This window comes from Cystobacter fuscus, from assembly GCF_044360685.1.
GTDB classification, from domain to species: domain Bacteria; phylum Myxococcota; class Myxococcia; order Myxococcales; family Myxococcaceae; genus Cystobacter; species Cystobacter fuscus_C.
The window spans coordinates 7,242,252-7,259,749 of record NZ_CP043491.1; the positions used below are offsets into that span (position 1 = coordinate 7,242,252).

Consider the following 17,498-nt stretch of genomic DNA (forward strand, 5'->3'; position numbering starts at 1 on the left):
CTCCCCGGAGGGGTCCTGTACCGCATCGGGCGAGCCTATCACCAGCGAGCCTCGGCGAAGTCGAAGAGGTGGGCGAAGTCCACGATCCGCGCGAAGCGGCGCTCCGTCCGGGTCACCGGAGGGAGGGCGAAGGGCTCGCCTCCCAGTGCCTGGTATTCCTGGAGGCGGGCCCGCATGAATCCGGAGTCGCCGTACTTGGCGCCCAGCAGGGCGGCGCTGCGGCGCACACTCAGCTCCCGGGCGCGGCTCGTCTCGCGCGTCACGGTGTAGTGGTGGACGAGCGCCCGGGGGGCGAGGCGCACCGAGAAGCCCGCGGCCCGGGCGCGCCAGGACAGGTCCACGTCCTCGCAGTACATGAAGAAGCGCTCGTCGAAGCCCCCCACGGCCCGCCACAGCTCCCGGGTGACGAGCAGCACGCAGCCCGAGCACCAGGGCGTCTCATGCGTCACCGGGTGGTAGCGCTTGGGGTGCTCGTCCGGAAAGAGCCGGGCCTCCACCAGGCCCGTCCGGGGCATCCGGCTGGCCTCCTCCACCAGTTGCGCCAGGCAGTCCGGGTGCAGCACCCCATCCGGGTTCACGCAGACGTAGTGGCTCACACCGGGCGAGGCGAACACCTCCGCCATCATCCGGTTGTGCGCGGCCCCGAAGCCGAGGTTCGCACCGGCGAAGTGGTAGTCGGGTGCCGGGACGAGCCGCGCGAGGGACTCGCGCAGGGAGTCCTCGGGCGAGTTGTCCCACCAACGCACCTGGAAGGAGGGCGTGCCCGGGGTGTCGCGGCACAGCTCGAGCGAGGCAACGAGCCGGCGCAGCTCCTCGGGTGGATTGCGGTAGAGGACGACACCCAACGCGATGGTTACTCGCGTGTTCACGCGCTGACGGCCTTCTCCGAGGTCGAGGGAACGACCGCGGCGTCGTGGGCCAACAGCTCCCAGCGGTGCGGCAGACGGGTGATGCCCTGGTCCGTCAGGGACGAGCGCACGTTGAAGGTGCAGGCCTCCGGACGTGATTCATAGGGCGTTCCATCCGCCGCGAGCGCGGACACCGCCACCTTGTACTGGCCGGGCATCAACCCGAGCCGCTCCAGCATCAAGCGCACCATGCCCTGGGCGGGCAGGGGCTGGGGCAGCGGCACGGCGTCCACGAGCGTGCTCGTCTCGTACACGAGCGAGCCATCGGCCCGCTGGAGGCGCCAGCCGAAGCCGCCCAGCTTCACCTCGCTCTGGGTGGAGAAGTCGAGCTGAAGCTCCAGCCCGTCTTCCGTGTCCACCTCGGTGGCGGACACGCCCTCGCGGGTCAGCAGCCGGATCTCGCCCAGCCGCAACTGCGCCTGGGCGGCCACCTGGGGGGTGGTGACCAGTTCGGGGAGCGCGCCTCCATCCGCGGCCAGCGCGGGCGCCAGCATCGGATTGCCCTGGGACTCGGCCAGATGAACGGCCTGCTTGTAGTGGCGGATGATGTCCGCGGGAGTTCCCATCTCGCGGATGCGCCCGCCGTCGATCCACGCGGCGAGATCGCACCAGCGCTCCAGCGTTCCCAGGTCATGGGTGACGATGACGATCGTCTTCCCGGACTTCTGGAACTCCGTCATCTTCTGCAGGCTCTTGCGGCTGAAGTGCTCGTCGCCCACCGCGAGGATCTCATCGATGATGAGGATCTCCGGGTCCACGTGCGTGGCCACCGCGAAGGCCAGGCGCATGTACATGCCGCTGGAGTACGTGCGCACCGGCTCGTCGATGAAGTCGCCCAGCTCGCTGAAGGCGATGATGCCGTCCATGCGCGCGCGGATCTCCGCGCGGGACAGGCCCAGGATGACGCCGTTGATGAAGATGTTCTCCCGCCCGGAGAAGTCCGGGTGGAAGCCGGCGCCCAGATCCAACAGGGCGGAGATGCGGCCGTTGATCTCCACCGAGCCCGAGGTGGGCGAGTAGATGCCGGTGATGAGCTTGAGCAGCGTGCTCTTGCCCGAGCCATTGCGGCCGATGATTCCCACCGTCTTGCCGCGGGGAATGGTCAGGTTGATGCCCCGGAGCGCCTCGATGACCGTGTCCGGCTGCTGCCGGCGCTGGCCGCGCAACCAGCGCACCAGCTCGGACTTGAAGGTCGTGTACTCGCCTCGGATGGTGCTCTTCCGGAAGCTCTTCACCACGTCGCGCAGGACGATGGCATCCATGGGGGGCTGGGGCATCAGACGAACTCCGCGAACTCCTCACGCCGCCGCTCGAAGAGCACGGACGCGAACATGAGCAGCATGAACGCGATGGCCATCCACAACAGCAGGGGCCCCGCGTCGGGCAGGCGCTGCTCGTAGAAGATGGCCTGGTAGGAGGTGACCATCACCGCCATGGGGTTGAGCAGGACGGCCAACGTGCGCACATGCTCGGGGATGGTGAGGGACTGGTAGAAGATGGGCGTGACGAAGAACCAGAGCGTCAGCAGGTTGGTGACGATCTGCTGCAGGTCCCGGAAGAAGACGTTGAGCGCGGACAACAGGTAGGAGAGCGCCAGCGTCACGCACAACTGGATGAGCAGCACCACCGGGAACGCCACGATGTGCCAGGTGGGCCAGCGGCCGAAGAAGAAGCCCAGCACGATCATCAACGGCAGCGACAGCAGGTAGTTGACCAGGTTGGTGACCACCACGGTGGCCGGGAGCACCTGCGCCGGAAAGCGCACCTTGGTGAGCAGATCCCTGCGGTCACTGATGGAGCTGGCCCCCGCGCTCAGCGAGCTGGAGAACCAGATCCACGGCAGCAGGCCCACGAACACGAAGAACGTGTAGGCCTCGAGCTTCTGCCGCATGTAGACGGAGAAGAGCAGCGTGTAGACGGCCATCTGCAACATCGGGTTGAGGAACGTCCACAGGAACCCGAGCACCGAGTTGCGATAGCGCGCCTTGAGTTCGCGCTGGGTCAGGCTCAGGAGCAGACCCCGGTATTGGTAGAGCTCTCGGAGGTTGCGAAGCATGCGGGGCCCATTCATACAGCATAAAGGGGCGGCAGGAGGTACCGCCCTCCAGTTCCCCGCTCCGCAGGGCAGGCAGCCCTTCGATCCAGGGCGTTCCACGCGTCCGGCGGGAGCACGGCGGTCAGCGGACGTGCCGGCCCGGTGAAACGTACAAACGACAAGGCCCCCTGGTTTCCCAGGGGGCCTTTGTGTGGAGCGGGAAAAGGGATTTGAACCCTCGACCCTCGCCTTGGCAAGGCGATGCTCTACCGCTGAGCTATTCCCGCATCAGATTGGAGTTGTGGAGCGGGAAAAGGGATTTGAACCCTCGACCCTCGCCTTGGCAAGGCGATGCTCTACCGCTGAGCTATTCCCGCGTCTCGACTCCTGATGACCTCCGGCGTTGCCTCGCGGCGCCGTCGAAAGTGAGGGCGGTATACCCCCCGCATCCGGAGGCGTCAAGCCTTCTGTTCACCGCCTCCGCCACCTCGCCGGGCGAGCATGGAGAGGAAGGCCCGGAAGTACACGACGGCGCTCCACACGGAGAACGCCCCGGACAGGTACACGAGCACCTGGCCCACCTTGTTGAAGTTCACCGGCGCCGCGTAGAAGCCCATGTCCACCCAGTGCTCGTAGTGCACGCACAGGGAGATGATGCCCACGAGCTGCAGGGACGTCTTCCACTTGCCCTCCTGCCCCGCGGCGATGACCATGCCCTCGCTCGCCGCGATGGTGCGCAGGCCGCTGACGATGAACTCGCGCGCCAAGAGCACGATGACGACCCAGGCCGCGATGCGCCCCAGCCGCACCATCATCACCAGGGCCGCCATGGCGATGAGCTTGTCGGCCAGCGGATCCATGAACTTGCCCACCACGGTGATGAGGTTCCAGCGCCGCGCCAGGTAGCCATCCACGATGTCGGTGATGGCGGCCACCGCGAACACCGCCGCCGCCAGGAGCGAGTCGAACGGGTCCGCTTCGTAGGTGAGCCAGACGAACAGGGGGATGAGCACGATGCGCCCGAGCGTCAGCATGTTCGGCAGGTTCCAGAACTCCTGCACCAGTATGCTGGGCTGGCGCGCCGCGCGACGCCGCGCCCGCTCCTCCTTCTTGTGCCGTTTCCGTACCGCTCGCTCCGCTCGATCCATGGCGGAGCGTTCTAGCGGAGTGGCAGGGAGATGAGGGCAAATCCTTCGCCGCTCAGTTCCACTCCAACCCCGGGCGGGGGGTTGTCCCGGGACAGCGGCACCACCCGGGGGGTGACCGAGCCCTGCCAGCCCACCAGGTAGGACATGGGCACCGTCACCGGCGCCTCGGGCGAGACGCCCACCGAGCGCAGCGCGCCGCGCACCCGCAGCACCACCCTGCCCTGCCCGCGCAGGTACACCAGGTCCAGGTCGGGCGGCACGTCCGAGGGCACCTTGCCATTCTCGAAGGCCACCACCTCCTCGAAGGCGAAGACGCACTCCTCGCGCACGTAGACGCCCGTGTCCCCCAGGTCCGTCGCGAGGAAGGAGTGCCCCTCGGCGGCCTCCAGGAAGAGCACGCCCCGGCCGCTCGCCCGCGTGAACCGGGCCGGGCCCTGGCCAAAGGGCTCGTCCGTGGCGCGGCCCCGGAAGCGCTTGCGCTCCGGCTCGAACTCGAGCTGTCCGCTGAAGGCCACCAGCCCCTCCAGCCGCGTGAGCAGCTCGCCCTCCACGTAGACGGAGAAGCTGCCACCGCCCACGCGCAGCCGCTGCGTGGGACTCGCGCCCTCCAGCGCCAGCGCGGGGGTGAGCTCCGCCAGCAGCGGAACCTCCTCGGTGGGAGCAAAGCCCGGCGACTGCGGGGGCAGCTCGGGCGTGGCCCCATCCAGGGACTCGGGCAACCGCTCGCCGTCCGGCTGCGAGGCCGAGGCCTGGAAGGCCGCTCGGGCCTCGTCCCCGGGTGTCCCGTCCGGTGCGCGCGCGCCGTCTTCCGGGTCGGAGGCGGGCAGTGCTCCGGGTCCCTCGTCCTCGGCGAAGCGCAGCTCGTCGTCGGTGGCCGGGGGCAGCTCGTCCAGGCCGAACTGGGCGCCCCACTGGCCCTCGGAGGGGGGAGGAGGAAGACGCGCCGCGGACGCTGGGACGGGCGCGGGCGTGGCGGCCCTGGGGGGCGTCCGGGCGAAGGAGCCTCCCGCGATGGCCCGGGCCATCTTCTGGGCCATGGCCTCGCTGCCGGCCACGAGGAAGTGCTGCCGGGCCCGGCCATACTCGCCGGCCTGGGCCAGTGCCAGCCCGAGGTAGTTGTGGGCCTTCTTGTGGTCCGGTTGCAGATCCGTCGCGGTGGCGAACTCGCGCATCGCGCGCTGCAGGGCGTTGGTCTTCAGGTAGACGAGCCCCAGGTTGACGCGCAGCGTGGCGTCCACCGGGTTGTCGCGCACCAGGGCCTCGTAGATTTCCGCCGCCCGGTCGAAGTGGCCCAGCTTGAAGTAGGCCAGGCCCAGCATGTTGCGGCCCTTCTCGTTGCGGGGCTGGAGCTGGTGGGCCCGCTCGAGCAACCGCCGGGCCTCGTCCAGACGGCCCTGCGCCAGCAACTCGCCTCCCTGATAGAGCTGCTTGAGGAAGTCCTCGTCAACGGGGCTCTTGGGCCCCCGCCCCGTCACGCGCGTCGTTGGCATCGGAAGTCGTCCCGCGGGGCTCGTCCTTGGAGAGCCGCTCGCGTTCCTTGTAATGGAAGTAGAGCTGGAGCACCTTGCGCACGTAGGCCTGGGTCTCCGGGTAGGGCGGCACCTGGCCCCCATACTTGCGCACGGCATCGGGGCCGGCGTTGTACGCGGCCACCATCTTCACCATGTCGCCCTCGAAGAGGTTGGCCAGCACCCGGAGGTAGCGCACCCCTCCCTCGATGTTCTCCCGGCTGTCGAAGATGTCGCGCACGTACATGTCCGACGCCGTGGCGGGCATGAGCTGCATGAGCCCGCTGGCTCCCTTGGGCGAGAGCGCGTTGGTGTTGAAGTTGCTCTCCGTGTGCATGATGGCCCGCACGAGCGCGGACGGAATCTTGTAGCGCGTCGCGGCGGCCGTGATGTGGGCCTCGAATTCCTCGGGCGTGCGCGCGCGGCCCTTCACCGGCGCACTGACCGCGGGCGCCTCGGAGAAGGTGCCCTTGAGCCGGCTCGCCTTCTTGGCTCCCCCCGGAGGCACGTTCGTGTAGACGATCGTTCCATCCTTCTCCACGTACCGGTAGATGCCACCTTCGGCACGGGCGCCCAGCGGGGCCAGGAGCAGCGCGCAGAGCAAGGGAAGGAAGAAGGGTCGCATGGTAGCGCTCCAACCTTAATTCCCCGCCCGAAAGTCCTCAAGAAATCGCCTTGTTTCCGGCACTTACAGTCGTTAAGGCTCCCACACATGCCCCATCGGTTTGATTTTCTGGTCCTTGGCAGTGGCGTCGCGGGCCTGTCCTTCGCCCTCCAGGCCGCCCGGCACGGCACGGTGGCGGTGCTCAGCAAGCGCGAGCCCCAGGAGAGCAACACCGCCTATGCCCAGGGAGGCATCGCGAGTGTGCTGTCCCCCACGGACACGTTCGCGGCGCACATCCAGGACACCCTGGAGGCCGGTGCGGACCTCAACCACCTGGACGCCGTGGAGGTGACGGTGCGCGAGGGGCCCGAGCGCATCCGCGAGCTGGTGGAGCTGGGCGCCGACTTCAACCGGCGGGCCTCCGGCGAGTTCGATCTGACGCGCGAGGGCGGACACTCCGAGCGCAGGATCGTCCACGCGGGCGACATCACCGGGCGCGAGGTTCAGCGCGCCCTGCTCGCGGCGTGTGCCGAGCAGCCCAACATCACCTTCTTCCCCAACACCGCGGCGATCGATCTCATCCTCGAGCGGCGGCACGGGCCGGGCGCGCCGGGGCGCTGCCTGGGGGTGTACGCGCTCATGCCCTCGGGGAAGATCGAGCGCTTCCTGGGCAAGGGCACGGTGCTGGCCACGGGCGGCGCGGGCAAGGTGTATCTCTACACCTCCAATCCGGACGTGGCCACGGGGGATGGGGTGGCCATGGCGTACCGGGCGGGGGCTCAGGTGGCCAACATGGAGTTCTACCAGTTCCACCCCACCTGCCTCTTCCACCCCGAGGCCAAGAGCTTCCTCATCAGCGAGGCCCTGCGCGGCGAGGGCGGCAAGCTGCGGCTGCGCGGGGGCGCGCAGTTCATGGAGCGCTATCACCGCATGGGGGAGCTGGCGCCGCGCGACGTGGTGGCGCGCGCCATCGACGCCGAGCTCAAGCGCACCGGTGACGACTGCGTCTACCTGGACATGACGCACCTGGGCCGGGCTTTCGTCTCCGAGCGCTTCCCCAACATCTACGCCACGTGCAAGGCCTTCAACATCGACATGGCCGTGCAGCCCATCCCCGTGGTGCCCGCGGCCCACTACATGTGCGGCGGCGTGGTGACGGACTTGAATGGCCGCACCACCCTGCCCGGCCTGTTCGCCATCGGCGAGGTGGCCCACACGGGCCTGCATGGCGCCAACCGGCTCGCCTCCAACTCGCTGCTCGAGGGGCTCGTCTTCGGCCATCGCGCCGCGGCCGTCTGCGCCGAGGAGGCGCGCGCCCTCGCCGCGCCCCAGGTGGATCCACCCGAGTGGGACGAGGGCAGCGCGGTGGCCTCGGACGAGAGCGTCGTCGTGGCCCACAACTGGGATGAGATCCGCCGCCTCATGTGGAACTACGTGGGCATCGTGCGCACGGACAAGCGCCTCATGCGCGCGCGCCGCCGGCTGGAGCTGTTGCGCGAGGAGATCCGCGACTACTACTGGCGCTTCAAGGTCACCCAGGACGTCATCGAGCTGCGCAACATCTGCGAGGTGGCCACGCTCATCGTCGACTGCGCCAGCCGGCGCAAGGAAAGCCGCGGCCTGCACTTCACGCTGGACTACCCGGAGCGCGACGATCACCGCGGCAAGCACGACACCGTGGTACGCCGCGATCCGTGAACCCCCCACCTCGAGGAAAGCCCCGAACCATGAGCATTCGATCCATCTGCGTCTTCTGTGGCTCGCGCGTGGGAGCGCGGCCGGAGTACCTCGAGGCCGCGCGCGCCCTGGGCACGGAGCTGGGCCGGCGGGGGCTCACCCTCGTCTATGGAGGCACGAGCGTGGGCCTCATGGGCGCCATGGCGGACGCGGTGCTCGCCGAGGGCGGCCAGGTGGTGGGCGTGCTGCCCCACCTGCTCCAATCCCGGGAGATCGCCCACAAGAACCTCACCGAGTTGCACCTGGTGGACTCCATGCACACGCGCAAGGCGATGATGGCCGAGCGCGCCGACGCGTTCATCGCCATGCCCGGCGGCGTGGGCACCTTCGAGGAGCTCTTCGAGATCACCACCTGGGCCCAGCTCGGCCTGCACCACAAGCCCATCGGCCTGCTGAACGTGGCGGACTTCTACGGGCCCCTGCTCGCCCTCATGCGGCGCGCGGTGGAGGAAGGCTTCATTCCGGAGACTCGCGCCCAGCCCTTCGTCCACGACGCCTCGCCGGCCGCCCTGCTGGAAACGCTCCTGAAGGCGGCGCAGCCGCTCACCCCGGCCACGCCCGTGCTGGGCCCCGCGCAGAGCTGAGCCGGACGGCCCCGCCTCAGCGCGTCTGCATCCGCAGCTCCGCCTTGCCGAGCGTCGACGCCAGGCGCAGCATCACCCACTCGGCGTTGGCCGGAATGACGAAGGCCCCATTGGTGAAGAGCGTGGGGAAGCGCAGGCGGTAGCCCACCCAGAAGACGCCCGTGTACGGATAGTAGGCGCGCATCTCCATGTCCGCCCGGCCCACCCGCTCCACGCTCAGGGGCCGCACCGTGCCCGCCGGCGTCACCAGCTCCACGTTCCAGATGGAGTTGGGACGATCGAAGTCGTCGTAGTGGTAGTCGTAGACGTAGACGCCGAGGAAGAGCTCGTGCGTCCCCGTCGCCGCCGAGATCTCCTGGGCGAGACTCTCCCGGACGCGCTCCTGCGGCAGCGCCTTGAAGTGGGCCTGGCGCTGGAGACGCGCCTCGCGGAAGGCCTCGGTCTGCAAGGTCGCCGTGGCGAAGAGGATGGTGTCGAAGCCCTTGTAGATCTCATCCCGGCCCGAGTAGCGCGCGAGGATCTTCTGGTAGGCCTCTTCCAGGCGCTCGTCCTTGCTCACCGGCGCCGAGTCCCCCACCTGGGGAGGCACGGTGACACAGCCCGCGAGCGCCAGCAGCAGCGCCCCGAACCGCAACCCCATCCTCATGGGATGAAGTCCCGGCGGGTGAACAGGGTGTGGAGCTTGTGGCCACTGGCCTCGACCGCCTCGCGCCCACCCTCCAGCCGATCCACCAGGGCGAAGGCTCCGAGCACCCGCAGCCCTTCAACCTGCGCGCGCTCGATGGCCTTGAGTGTGGAAGCCCCCGTGGTGACCACGTCCTCGAGGATGGCCACGGGCGCGCCGGGCCCGAGTGCCTTCATGCCCTCGATCCACTGGCCCGTGCCGTGGCCCTTGGGCTCCTTGCGGACGATGAAGGCATGCAGCGGCGTCTGGGCCAGGTAGCTCGTGAGGCTGACGGCCGAGGCGAGGGGATCCGCGCCGAGCGTCAGGCCTCCCACCGCCACGGCCTCGGGAGCCTCGCGGCGCACCGCATCCAGCAGCAGCCGGCCGATGAGGTAGTGCCCCTCGGCCAGCAGTGCCGTGCGCTTACAGTCGATGTAGAAGTCCGACTCCTTGCCCGAGGAGAGCACCACCTTGCGCCGCTCGAAGGAGCGCTCGGTGAGCAGTTGCAGCAGCCGGTCCCTGTCACGCGTGGGCGTGTCCATCTTCACAATCTCTCCAGCCAGGCCACGAGATCCGCGGAGTAGCGCAGCTGGGTGATCAGCTCCTGCTTGCGCGTCTCGTCGAGGTCGGCGAACACGTCCGCCAGCAGCGCCAGATCCTGGTTGATGTCCACCAGCCGCTGGGTGGCCTCCACGGCCAGCTCGTCCGCGTCGACTTCCTCTTCCACCGTCTCCGGCGCCAGCGACTCGTCGGTGGCCAGCGCCTTGTCCAGCATGTCCCGGGCGATGGGCGTGAGCCGCCCCTCCGCCTCGAGCTTGTCCCGGCGTGCCTCCAGCTCCTCGCGGCTCACCGGCTCGGCATGGATGGCCGAGGCGAGCGCCAGCAGCAGCGCGTCCTCGTCGGACAGATCCGTGTGCAGGCGCGCGAGGACGCGGTCACGCTTAAGGAAGCGCAGCGCCGCCACGCGCCGGAAGCCGGAGATGATTTGAAAGCGATCCGGCGGCCGGAAGCGCACGTCCACCGGGAAGAGCTGGCCCAGCCGCGCCAGATCCGTGGCCAGCGCGGACAACTCCCCCACGGGGCGGATCTGGAAGGTGGTGTCCTCGTCGATCCGCTCCAACGGAAGGTGGGCGGGCGCCACGTGGCCGCGACGGCGCAGCGTGGCGGACTCGAGGCTCTCGTCAGCGGCCTTCGGGGGAACCTCGCCCTCGGACGAGGCCCCGGCGTTGGACTGCTCGCCCCCGGACACCGCGCCCGTGGGCTCCTGTACGGCATCGGCGGAGGCGCCGGACGGATCGGCCGCGTCCACTCCGGGCGCGGCCTCCGCCTGGGTGCTCGGCTCCGCGTCCACCTCGTCGATCCTGTTCTCGGCGTTCATGGCGTTCATCCGCACCCTTGGCTAACCCGCCCCCTAGGGACGGGTACCCCCAACGCTTCAACGACCCTTCTTCTTCACGACGACCTTCTTGCGAGCCCCCTCCGCCACCGTGGGAGGAAGCGGAGCCGCGGGGGGCGGCCGGGGAGGCTCGGGACGCGTCGGCTCGGCGGCCCGGGCGGCGGGCGGCGGAGGCGGCGCGGGCCGGGACGCCGGAGCCGGTGGCGGCGCGGGCCGGGCCGGCGGAGCGGCCGCGGGACGAGCCGGCGCGGGGGGCGGCGGCGTGGGACGGCCTCCCGGCAGGGCGGGACGCGCCACGGTGGTGCCCGGACGCAGCGGCGTGCGCACGGGGGCCGGACGCGGCAGGGCGGGACGCTCGGCGGGCACGCGGCCCGGCTCCACCTCGCCCATGTCCACACGGCCGCGGAAGCTCGCCCCGTCCACGATGATGACGCGCGGCGAGTGGATGTCCCCCACCATGCGGCCCTCGCGGGTGAGCTCCACGCTCTCGGTGGCGTTGATGTTGCCCACCACCACGCCGCTGATGATGGCGTTCTTCACCGCCACGTTCGCCTTCACCACGCCCGTGGGCTCCACGATGAGCGTCCGGCTGAGGGTGAGCTCCCCCTCCACCCGGCCGCGCACGGTCAGGTCCTCATCACCCGTCAGCTTGCCGCTGATGAGGATGGAGGGACCCACCACGGTGTTGTTGACGTTGGCCCCAGAGGCCAGTTCCTTCGTGGTGGCCAAGGATCAGCGCTCCTTCGGGATGTCCATGTCGACGTTGCCCTTGAAGGAGGCTCCGTCGGCGATGAGGATGCGCGGCGCCCGGATGTCGCCCACCACGCGGCAGTCCGTCTTGAGCTCCACCTTGTCCGAGGCCGCGATGTTGCCCGTGACCCGGCCGGCGATCTCCACGTTCTGCGTCTCGATGTCCGCCTCGACCACGCCGCTGCCCTCGACGTAGAGGCTCTCCTTGAGGGAAATCTTCCCCTTCACGGTGCCCTGGATGACCAGGTCCTCGTCGCCGGAGATCTCCCCATCGATGACAATGCTCGAACCGATGACCGTATTCGCCATGAGTGTTGTCCACCCCTCCCGAGAGGCATGCTGCTGGCCGCGAGGCCCGTGTTAGATGTCGTCCGGCAACTTCACGTCCATCTCGATGGAGCCGTTGAACACCGCTCCATCCTCGATGACCACGCGCGGGGCCTTGATGTCTCCGGCCACCTTCGCCGACGCGTTGATGGCCACGCGCCCCGAGGCGTCGATGTTGCCACTCGCCTCGCCATTGATGGTCAGTTCCTCGGCGCGGATGTCCGCCTGCACCTTGCCGGTGCCCTCGATGGTCAGGTGGTTCTTCAGGGCGATCTGCCCCTCCACCCGTCCCTCGATGATCAGATCGCCGCCCCCGGTGAGATTGCCCCGGATGACGATGCCCTTGCCGATGATGCCCGTTTGATCGCCCTGTGCCATGCGGTGAAGCCTCGGCTGTGAGATTCCAACCTACGTCAGAGACGCTCGGAGATCCAGTTGCAGATGTCCCGGAAGACCTGCTCGCGCCCGAGCTCGTTGAGCGGCTCGTGGCGCATCCCCGGATACGCCTTGTACACCTTGTCGCGGGAGCCCACGGCATCGAAGAAGGCGCGTCCGGTCTCCACCTTCGCCACGCCGTCCTCCGCTCCGCTGAAGAGCAGGAGCGGCACCTGGAGGCCCGGCGCGATCGCCAGCACCCGCGCCTGGGCCTTCGCCGACTCGATGAACCAGCGCGGGGTGACGATCCGGCCGTAGAGCGGATCCGCGTCCGCCGCGCGCTGCACCGCCTCGTCCCGGCTGAGCTGCTCGAGCTTGAGCTCGGTGGGCAGGGGCGCCCATGGCACCACCCGCGCCAATACCTTCGCCGCCAGCAGCTTCACCCGGGGCGGAGTGATGGCGAGCTTGAAGAAGGGCGAGGACAACATCATGCCGCTCAGCCCCTGCAGCCCTCCCCTCGCCCACTGGTGCACGGACATCAAGGCTCCGTGGCTGTGCCCGAGCAGGAAGAGCTTGCCGCCGCCCGCCGCCGCGCGCACCCGCTCCCAGAAGGCGTTCAGATCGTCCAGATAGTCCGGCCACGCATCGCAGTGGCCCCGCCGCCCGTCCGCCCGGCCATGGCCCCGGTAGTCGAAGCCGTGCACGGCGAAGCCCTGCGCCGTGAGCGCCTCGATGGTCGGCAGGTAGCGGCCAATGTGATCGCCATAGCCGTGCACCACGGCCACGTGGGCACGAGGCTGCTCCGGCTGATCGGATCTCCAATAGAGCCGGAGCCCGTCCCTGCTGGTGAAGAACCCCTCGTCGAAGCGCGCCATGGCTGCCGGGGACATTAGCGACCCGCCGCACCAGTGGATAGCAACTTCAGCTTCCGCTCGATGAGGGCGCGTTGATCCGCGGGATCGGCGGCCTCCGGCATCCGCTCCAGCACTTCCAACGCCCGCTTCCAGGCCTCCGCCGCCGCCTCCGGACGCGACACCCGCTGGTAGGCATCCCCCAGGTGCTCAAGGATGACGGGCTCCTCGGGCTCCAACTCCGCCGCGCGCGCCAGGGTCCGCACCGCGCTCGGGTAGTCGCCACGCTGGTAGTGGATCCACCCCAGCGAGTCGAGGAACGAGCCCGTGTCCGGACGCAACGTCAACGCCCGCCGCACCAGCCGCTCCGCCTCGGCGAAGTCCCGGCCGTGTTGCGCGAGCAGATAGCCGATGAAGTTCATGGCCGCCGCGTGGTCCGGCTCCAACCGCAACACGCCGCGCATCGAATACAGGGCGCCCGGCACGTCCCCCATGTCCAGCAACACCGTGGCCAGCACGTAGCGCGGCGCCACGTCCTCCGGGGCCTGGGAGATCGCCTCGCGCAGCGCCGCCAGCGCCTCGCCGGGGCGGCCCTGGCGCTTGAGGGTCGAGGCGAACGCCTCCAGCAGCTCCGGTGTCCGCTTGCGCCCGAGCGCCTCGCGCAGCAGGGCCACCGCGCGCTCCGGATCTCCACCGCGCTCCACCGCCCGGGCCTGCTGGATACGCAGGCCGGTGTCCTCGGGATTCTCCTCGAGCGCTTCCGCGAGCAGGGCCAGCGCCTCCGCGTGCCGTCCCGCCTGGGACAGGCAGAGGGCCCGGCGCGAGCGCGCATCCGCCACCAGCACCGAGCCATCGGGCACCTCGGCATAGGCGGCCGCCGCCTGCTCGAAGTGTCGCAACCGCTCGTGCACCAGACCCGCGTAGAAGGACACGCGCGGCGACGCGCCCCGGCCCCCCCGCGCCGCGTCCAGCACCTCCAGCGCCGAGGGGTTGTCCCGCGCGGCCAGGAACAGCAGCGCCACCTGCACGGTGAGCTCCGGATCCCCCGCGTCCGCCAGCAGCCGATCGAAGTACGCCCGGGCCCGCACCGACGAGCCGAGCCGCAGGGCGAGCCGCCCCGCCCCCTCCAACATCGCCACGTTGTCCGGGTCGCGCTCCAGCGCCCGCGCCAGGTACTCCTCCGCCGCCGCCAGGCGCCCGGCCTTCTCGTTGAGCCGCGCCAGCGTGATCAACGCCTCCACGTCGCCCGGGTCGCGCTCCAGCGCCCGCTTGAGCATCCGCTCGGCGCGCACGGCATCTCCCCGCTCGGCCAGGGCCATCCCGAGCCGCCGGTAGCCGGACACCTCGCCGGGAAGCGCCGCCGCCAGCGCCTCCACCGCCTTCACCGCCTTGTCGTGGGCCCGTGCCTCCAGATGGAGCTGCGCCAGTTGCAGGTAGGCTTCCGGTTCGCGGGGCTTGAGCCGGATGGCGCGGCGCAGGTGTTGCTGGGCGAGCCGGGATTTGCGCGCCTCCTTCAGCACGCGCGCCAGCATCAACCGCGCCTCGTAGTAGCGGGGCTGGAGCTCCACCGCGCGCCGCGACTCCCGCTCCGCCCGCTCCAGCTCTCCCAGGAGCAGGTACTCCTCACCCAGGCGCGTGAGCAGGTAGGGGTTGGCCTCGTCGGTGGCCAGCGCCAGCCGCAGCTCGTCCGCCGCGCCCTGGTGTTGACCCTCCAGGTGCAGCAGCTTCGCCTTCAAGGCATGCGCATAGCTGGCGGACGACGCGGAGCCGACCGCTGGGGACGTCGGGGACGTGGCCTCGCGAATGGCCGAGCGATCCGCCTTCGGCCGGCGGGCAACGGGCGCCGCGGCCGCCCCCCACCCGAGGAGGAGCAGCAACGGCACGGCGCGGGCAGCGTTTCGCGGGATGCGCACGCCTCCGATTCTAGCGCGGAGGCGGCGCCCACGCAGGGGGGCCTCTACAACCGGGGAACCGGGGACGGCGCCCCCAGCCGCTCCAGGATGCGCTCCACAGGCTCGCTGTCGTGGCTCACGTCCGCCACCGCCGAGCGGTACTCCATCCGCGTCTGTTTCTCGACATCGGGCAGCAGGCGGCCAATGGCATTGCGTGCCGCTTCAACATTGCACTCCGGCAGGATGATGGCGAGCACCCCGTCCCCCATGTGGCCGAGGATGTCCTGGGTGCGCAGCCGGGCACGTATCACCGGGGGCACCCCCACCAAGGACTCGTTGGCGACGGGGCGGTCCGGACGGAGCACCGCGAGGCTCACCGGCCGGCTGTAGCGCCGTCCCCGGCCCACCTCGTGATCCAGGCGCAGGAGCAGACCGCGCCGGTCATAGAGCCCGGTGATGGCATCATTGCCGCTGCGGCGCGCGCTCGGGGCGGCGCGCTCCAGTTCGCCCTCCTCCTTGCGCAGCTTGAGGGCACGCTCGGTGCGCACGAGCAGCTCCATCGCGTTGAAGGGCTTGCTCATGTAGTCCACCGCGCCGAGGTTGAGCGCGCGCACCTTGTCGGCCACGCCCTGATGGGCCGACAGGAGGATGACGGGAATGCCCGCCGTGTCCGAGGAGGACTTGAGCGCCACGGCCGCGTCCAGCCCGTCCAGCTTGGGCAGGAAGACGTCCATCACCACCAGATCCGGCTTGGACGAGCGCGCCCGCGCCAGACCCTCGGCGCCATCCCGCGCCACGTCCACGCGGTAGCGCGAGCGCAGCACCTCCACCAGCACCGCGGCGATCTCCGGCTCGTCCTCCACCACCAGCACGCGCGGCTGCTCGGTCGTCTCCTTGTTGGGCAGGTTCTGCACGGCGCGCTGGACCTCGTGCGCCAGGGGCAGCGTGAAGATGAACGCGGCGCCGCCCTCGGGAGGGGCCTCGGCCCAGATCTCCCCACCATGCAGCTCCACGAACTCCTTGCAGATGGCCAGCCCCAGCCCCGTGCCACCGCCCGCCTTGGCTCCGCTGCGGTAGCGATCGAAGACGAGCGGCAGCTCCTCGGGAGGAATGCCCTTGCCATCGTCCTGCACCACGATGCGCGCCACGTCCCCGTCCGGGCGCACCAGCCGGGAGGCGCGCACCACCACCTGCCCCGCGTCCTTCGCGTGGTGGATGGCGTTGGTGATGAGGTTCTGCAACACCTCGTGAATCTTGAGCTCATCGCCGATGAGCATCATGCGCTCGGGCGCCTCGGCCCTCAGCGCGACACCCCGCTCCTTGGACAGGATTCCCAGCTCGCTCACGCTCTCGCGGCAGAGCACCGAGATGTCCAGCACGCGCGGCTCGATGGACAGGCGCGCCACGTCCCCCTTGCCCCGCTCCAGCAGCGACTCCACCAGCCCGAGGATCTTCCGGCCCTGGCGGATCATCGCCTCGGCGGACTGCTTCTGCATCTCGTCCAGCTCGCCCTCGAGCAGCAGCCGCCCATGGCCCAGCAGAACCTGCAGCGGGGCGCGCAGGTCATGGCTGCACACCGCGATGATCTCGTCCTTGAGCCGGTTCAAGTCCTTGAGGCGGCGGTTGGCGTCCGACAGCTCGCGGTAGCGCTCCACGTAGGCGAGCTCCAGCTCGTCGCGCTTCTTCTTCAGGCTGGTGTGCAGGCGCGCGTTGCGGATGCAGTTGGCGAGCGCCGCGCCCACCGCCTGGGCGAACTCCTGCTCGTCCCGGTTGAAGCCCTCGGTGCCATGGGAGATGCGCAGGAAGAGCGCCCCGAGCAGCTCGTCCTGGCACACCAGCGGCTGCACGAGGATGGAGCGCACGCCGAGCGACGCCATGGCGGGGTGCACCTCGGCCATGAGCGGATCTCTCTGGGCCTCCTCCACCAACACCTGCTGCCGCGTCTCCAGCGCCCGGCGCAGCTCGGGGTAGCGCGCCAGGTCCACGTCCAGCGACAGGCCCGGGTCCTCCATGGTGGCCACCACGCTCGCGGTGCGCGAGTTGCTGTCCTCCACCAGCACCACCGAGCAGCGGTCCGCGTTGATGACCGCGCCCACCTTCTCCACCGCCAGGCGCAGGATGTCCTCCAGCTCCAGCGAGCTGGTGGCCACCTGGGTGATCTCCAACAGCCGCTCCATGCGGTTGCGCGTGCGCGCCATGAGCCGCCGCTCGCGCAGGGCCGTGTCCAGCCGCGTGGTGAGCTCCTCGAGGTTGCGCACCCAGTCATCCGCGGGCAGCTTGCGCAGCACCTCCGAGCGCGTCCGGGTGAGATCCGCCAGCACCCGCAGCTCGCGCAGCCGGGCATCCCGGCGGATGGCCTCGAGCGCCTCGGTGGCGCGCTTGCCCGTGGCGGACACGAGCACCGCATCCGGCCGCGACGACTCGGCCAGGCGCGGCAACTCGTCCAGGTCCTCGGTGATGACCCACTGGAAGCCCGCATGCGACAAATGCGCGAGCAGGACCTCGTTGGTCTTACGTGCTCCAATCACCAGGACGCGGCCACGAGGCCCCGCCAGTTCCGCTCTCAAGGAATCCCCCATGGTGCCTGGTCCTTTCCTAAGGGGTGAAAAGACCAGCGATTTTCCAACGTAGCGTCAGCCGTCATGCGCGGCTCCAAATCATGCCGTCGAAGCGCGTGGGGGGCCAGCGTGGCGAACCGCGCGAGTCAGGGCAAGCGTCA

At 69.8% G+C, this 17,498-nt stretch carries 17 protein-coding genes and 2 tRNA genes; 2 read left to right on the plus strand and 17 right to left on the minus strand.

Going from position 1 to position 17,498, the window contains the following annotated elements:
- Nucleotides 1–38: 38 nt before the first annotated feature.
- The 8 genes from F0U63_RS29475 to F0U63_RS29510 all read right to left on the minus strand — a co-directional run bounded on the left by F0U63_RS29475 (nucleotide 39) and on the right by F0U63_RS29510 (nucleotide 6,224).
- On the minus strand, nucleotides 39–869 hold the full coding sequence (locus F0U63_RS29475) for a glycosyltransferase family 2 protein (RefSeq protein WP_395834803.1): 831 nt from the start codon (nucleotides 867–869) through the stop codon (nucleotides 39–41).
- Nucleotides 866–2,185 carry an ABC transporter ATP-binding protein gene (locus F0U63_RS29480; RefSeq protein ID WP_395834805.1) on the minus strand — a complete coding sequence of 440 codons (1,320 nt, stop codon included), beginning with the start codon at nucleotides 2,183–2,185 and terminating at the stop codon, nucleotides 866–868. Before F0U63_RS29480 ends, F0U63_RS29475 begins: the two co-directional genes overlap by 4 nt.
- The gene (locus F0U63_RS29485; RefSeq protein WP_395834807.1) at nucleotides 2,185–2,964 is read right to left on the minus strand and encodes an ABC transporter permease; all 780 of its coding nucleotides are present in this window, start codon (nucleotides 2,962–2,964) and stop codon (nucleotides 2,185–2,187) included. Before F0U63_RS29485 ends, F0U63_RS29480 begins: the two co-directional genes overlap by 1 nt.
- A gap of 191 nt (nucleotides 2,965–3,155) precedes the next feature.
- Nucleotides 3,156–3,230, minus strand: a tRNA-Gly gene (locus F0U63_RS29490).
- A gap of 15 nt (nucleotides 3,231–3,245) precedes the next feature.
- Nucleotides 3,246–3,320, minus strand: a tRNA-Gly gene (locus F0U63_RS29495).
- 81 nt (nucleotides 3,321–3,401) lie between these two features.
- Nucleotides 3,402–4,091: a CDP-diacylglycerol--glycerol-3-phosphate 3-phosphatidyltransferase gene (gene pgsA, locus F0U63_RS29500; protein ID WP_395834809.1), complete on the minus strand. Its 690-nt coding sequence runs from the start codon at nucleotides 4,089–4,091 to the stop codon at nucleotides 3,402–3,404.
- Between the two features lie 11 nt (nucleotides 4,092–4,102).
- Nucleotides 4,103–5,581: a tetratricopeptide repeat protein gene (locus F0U63_RS29505; RefSeq protein ID WP_395834811.1), complete on the minus strand. Its 1,479-nt coding sequence runs from the start codon at nucleotides 5,579–5,581 to the stop codon at nucleotides 4,103–4,105.
- Entirely contained in the window at nucleotides 5,535–6,224 is a 690-nt protein-coding gene (locus F0U63_RS29510; protein ID WP_395834814.1) for a transglycosylase SLT domain-containing protein, read from the minus strand. The genes F0U63_RS29505 and F0U63_RS29510 overlap by 47 nt, the downstream gene beginning before the upstream one ends.
- A gap of 87 nt (nucleotides 6,225–6,311) precedes the next feature.
- Between F0U63_RS29510 and nadB the strand changes: the two genes are divergently transcribed.
- Both nadB and F0U63_RS29520 read left to right on the plus strand, forming a co-directional pair.
- Nucleotides 6,312–7,901, plus strand: a complete 1,590-nt coding sequence (gene nadB, locus F0U63_RS29515) for an L-aspartate oxidase (protein ID WP_395834816.1) — start codon at nucleotides 6,312–6,314, stop codon at nucleotides 7,899–7,901.
- Between the two features lie 29 nt (nucleotides 7,902–7,930).
- Nucleotides 7,931–8,524, plus strand: coding sequence for a TIGR00730 family Rossman fold protein (locus F0U63_RS29520; RefSeq protein WP_395834818.1), 594 nt, complete (start codon nucleotides 7,931–7,933; stop codon nucleotides 8,522–8,524).
- A 16-nt stretch (nucleotides 8,525–8,540) separates the two neighbouring features.
- Here F0U63_RS29520 and F0U63_RS29525 read toward each other — a convergent pair whose 3' ends face one another.
- From F0U63_RS29525 to F0U63_RS29565, 9 genes are read right to left on the minus strand one after another with little or no spacing between them, the layout of a single operon-like run.
- Nucleotides 8,541–9,170, minus strand: a complete 630-nt coding sequence (locus tag F0U63_RS29525; protein WP_395834820.1) for a hypothetical protein — start codon at nucleotides 9,168–9,170, stop codon at nucleotides 8,541–8,543.
- Complete coding sequence (gene pyrE / locus F0U63_RS29530; protein ID WP_395834822.1) at nucleotides 9,167–9,730, minus strand: orotate phosphoribosyltransferase; 564 nt, start codon at nucleotides 9,728–9,730, stop codon at nucleotides 9,167–9,169. Before pyrE ends, F0U63_RS29525 begins: the two co-directional genes overlap by 4 nt.
- Nucleotides 9,731–9,732: 2 nt before the next feature.
- On the minus strand, nucleotides 9,733–10,566 hold the full coding sequence (locus F0U63_RS29535; RefSeq protein WP_395834824.1) for a ParB N-terminal domain-containing protein: 834 nt from the start codon (nucleotides 10,564–10,566) through the stop codon (nucleotides 9,733–9,735).
- Between the two features lie 57 nt (nucleotides 10,567–10,623).
- Entirely contained in the window at nucleotides 10,624–11,313 is a 690-nt protein-coding gene (locus F0U63_RS29540) for a polymer-forming cytoskeletal protein (protein WP_395834826.1), read from the minus strand.
- A gap of 3 nt (nucleotides 11,314–11,316) precedes the next feature.
- A complete protein-coding gene (locus F0U63_RS29545; protein WP_002624369.1) occupies nucleotides 11,317–11,643 on the minus strand; it encodes a polymer-forming cytoskeletal protein in 327 nt (108 codons plus the stop codon).
- 51 nt (nucleotides 11,644–11,694) lie between these two features.
- Entirely contained in the window at nucleotides 11,695–12,039 is a 345-nt protein-coding gene (bacN, locus tag F0U63_RS29550; protein WP_002624368.1) for a bactofilin BacN, read from the minus strand.
- Between the two features lie 35 nt (nucleotides 12,040–12,074).
- Complete coding sequence (locus F0U63_RS29555; protein WP_395848445.1) at nucleotides 12,075–12,911, minus strand: lysophospholipase; 837 nt, start codon at nucleotides 12,909–12,911, stop codon at nucleotides 12,075–12,077.
- Nucleotides 12,912–12,925: 14 nt separating this feature from the next.
- A complete protein-coding gene (locus F0U63_RS29560; protein WP_395834828.1) occupies nucleotides 12,926–14,800 on the minus strand; it encodes a tetratricopeptide repeat protein in 1,875 nt (624 codons plus the stop codon).
- Nucleotides 14,801–14,844: 44 nt separating this feature from the next.
- On the minus strand, nucleotides 14,845–17,358 hold the full coding sequence (locus F0U63_RS29565; RefSeq protein WP_395834830.1) for an ATP-binding protein: 2,514 nt from the start codon (nucleotides 17,356–17,358) through the stop codon (nucleotides 14,845–14,847).
- Between the last annotated feature and the right edge of the window lie 140 nt (nucleotides 17,359–17,498).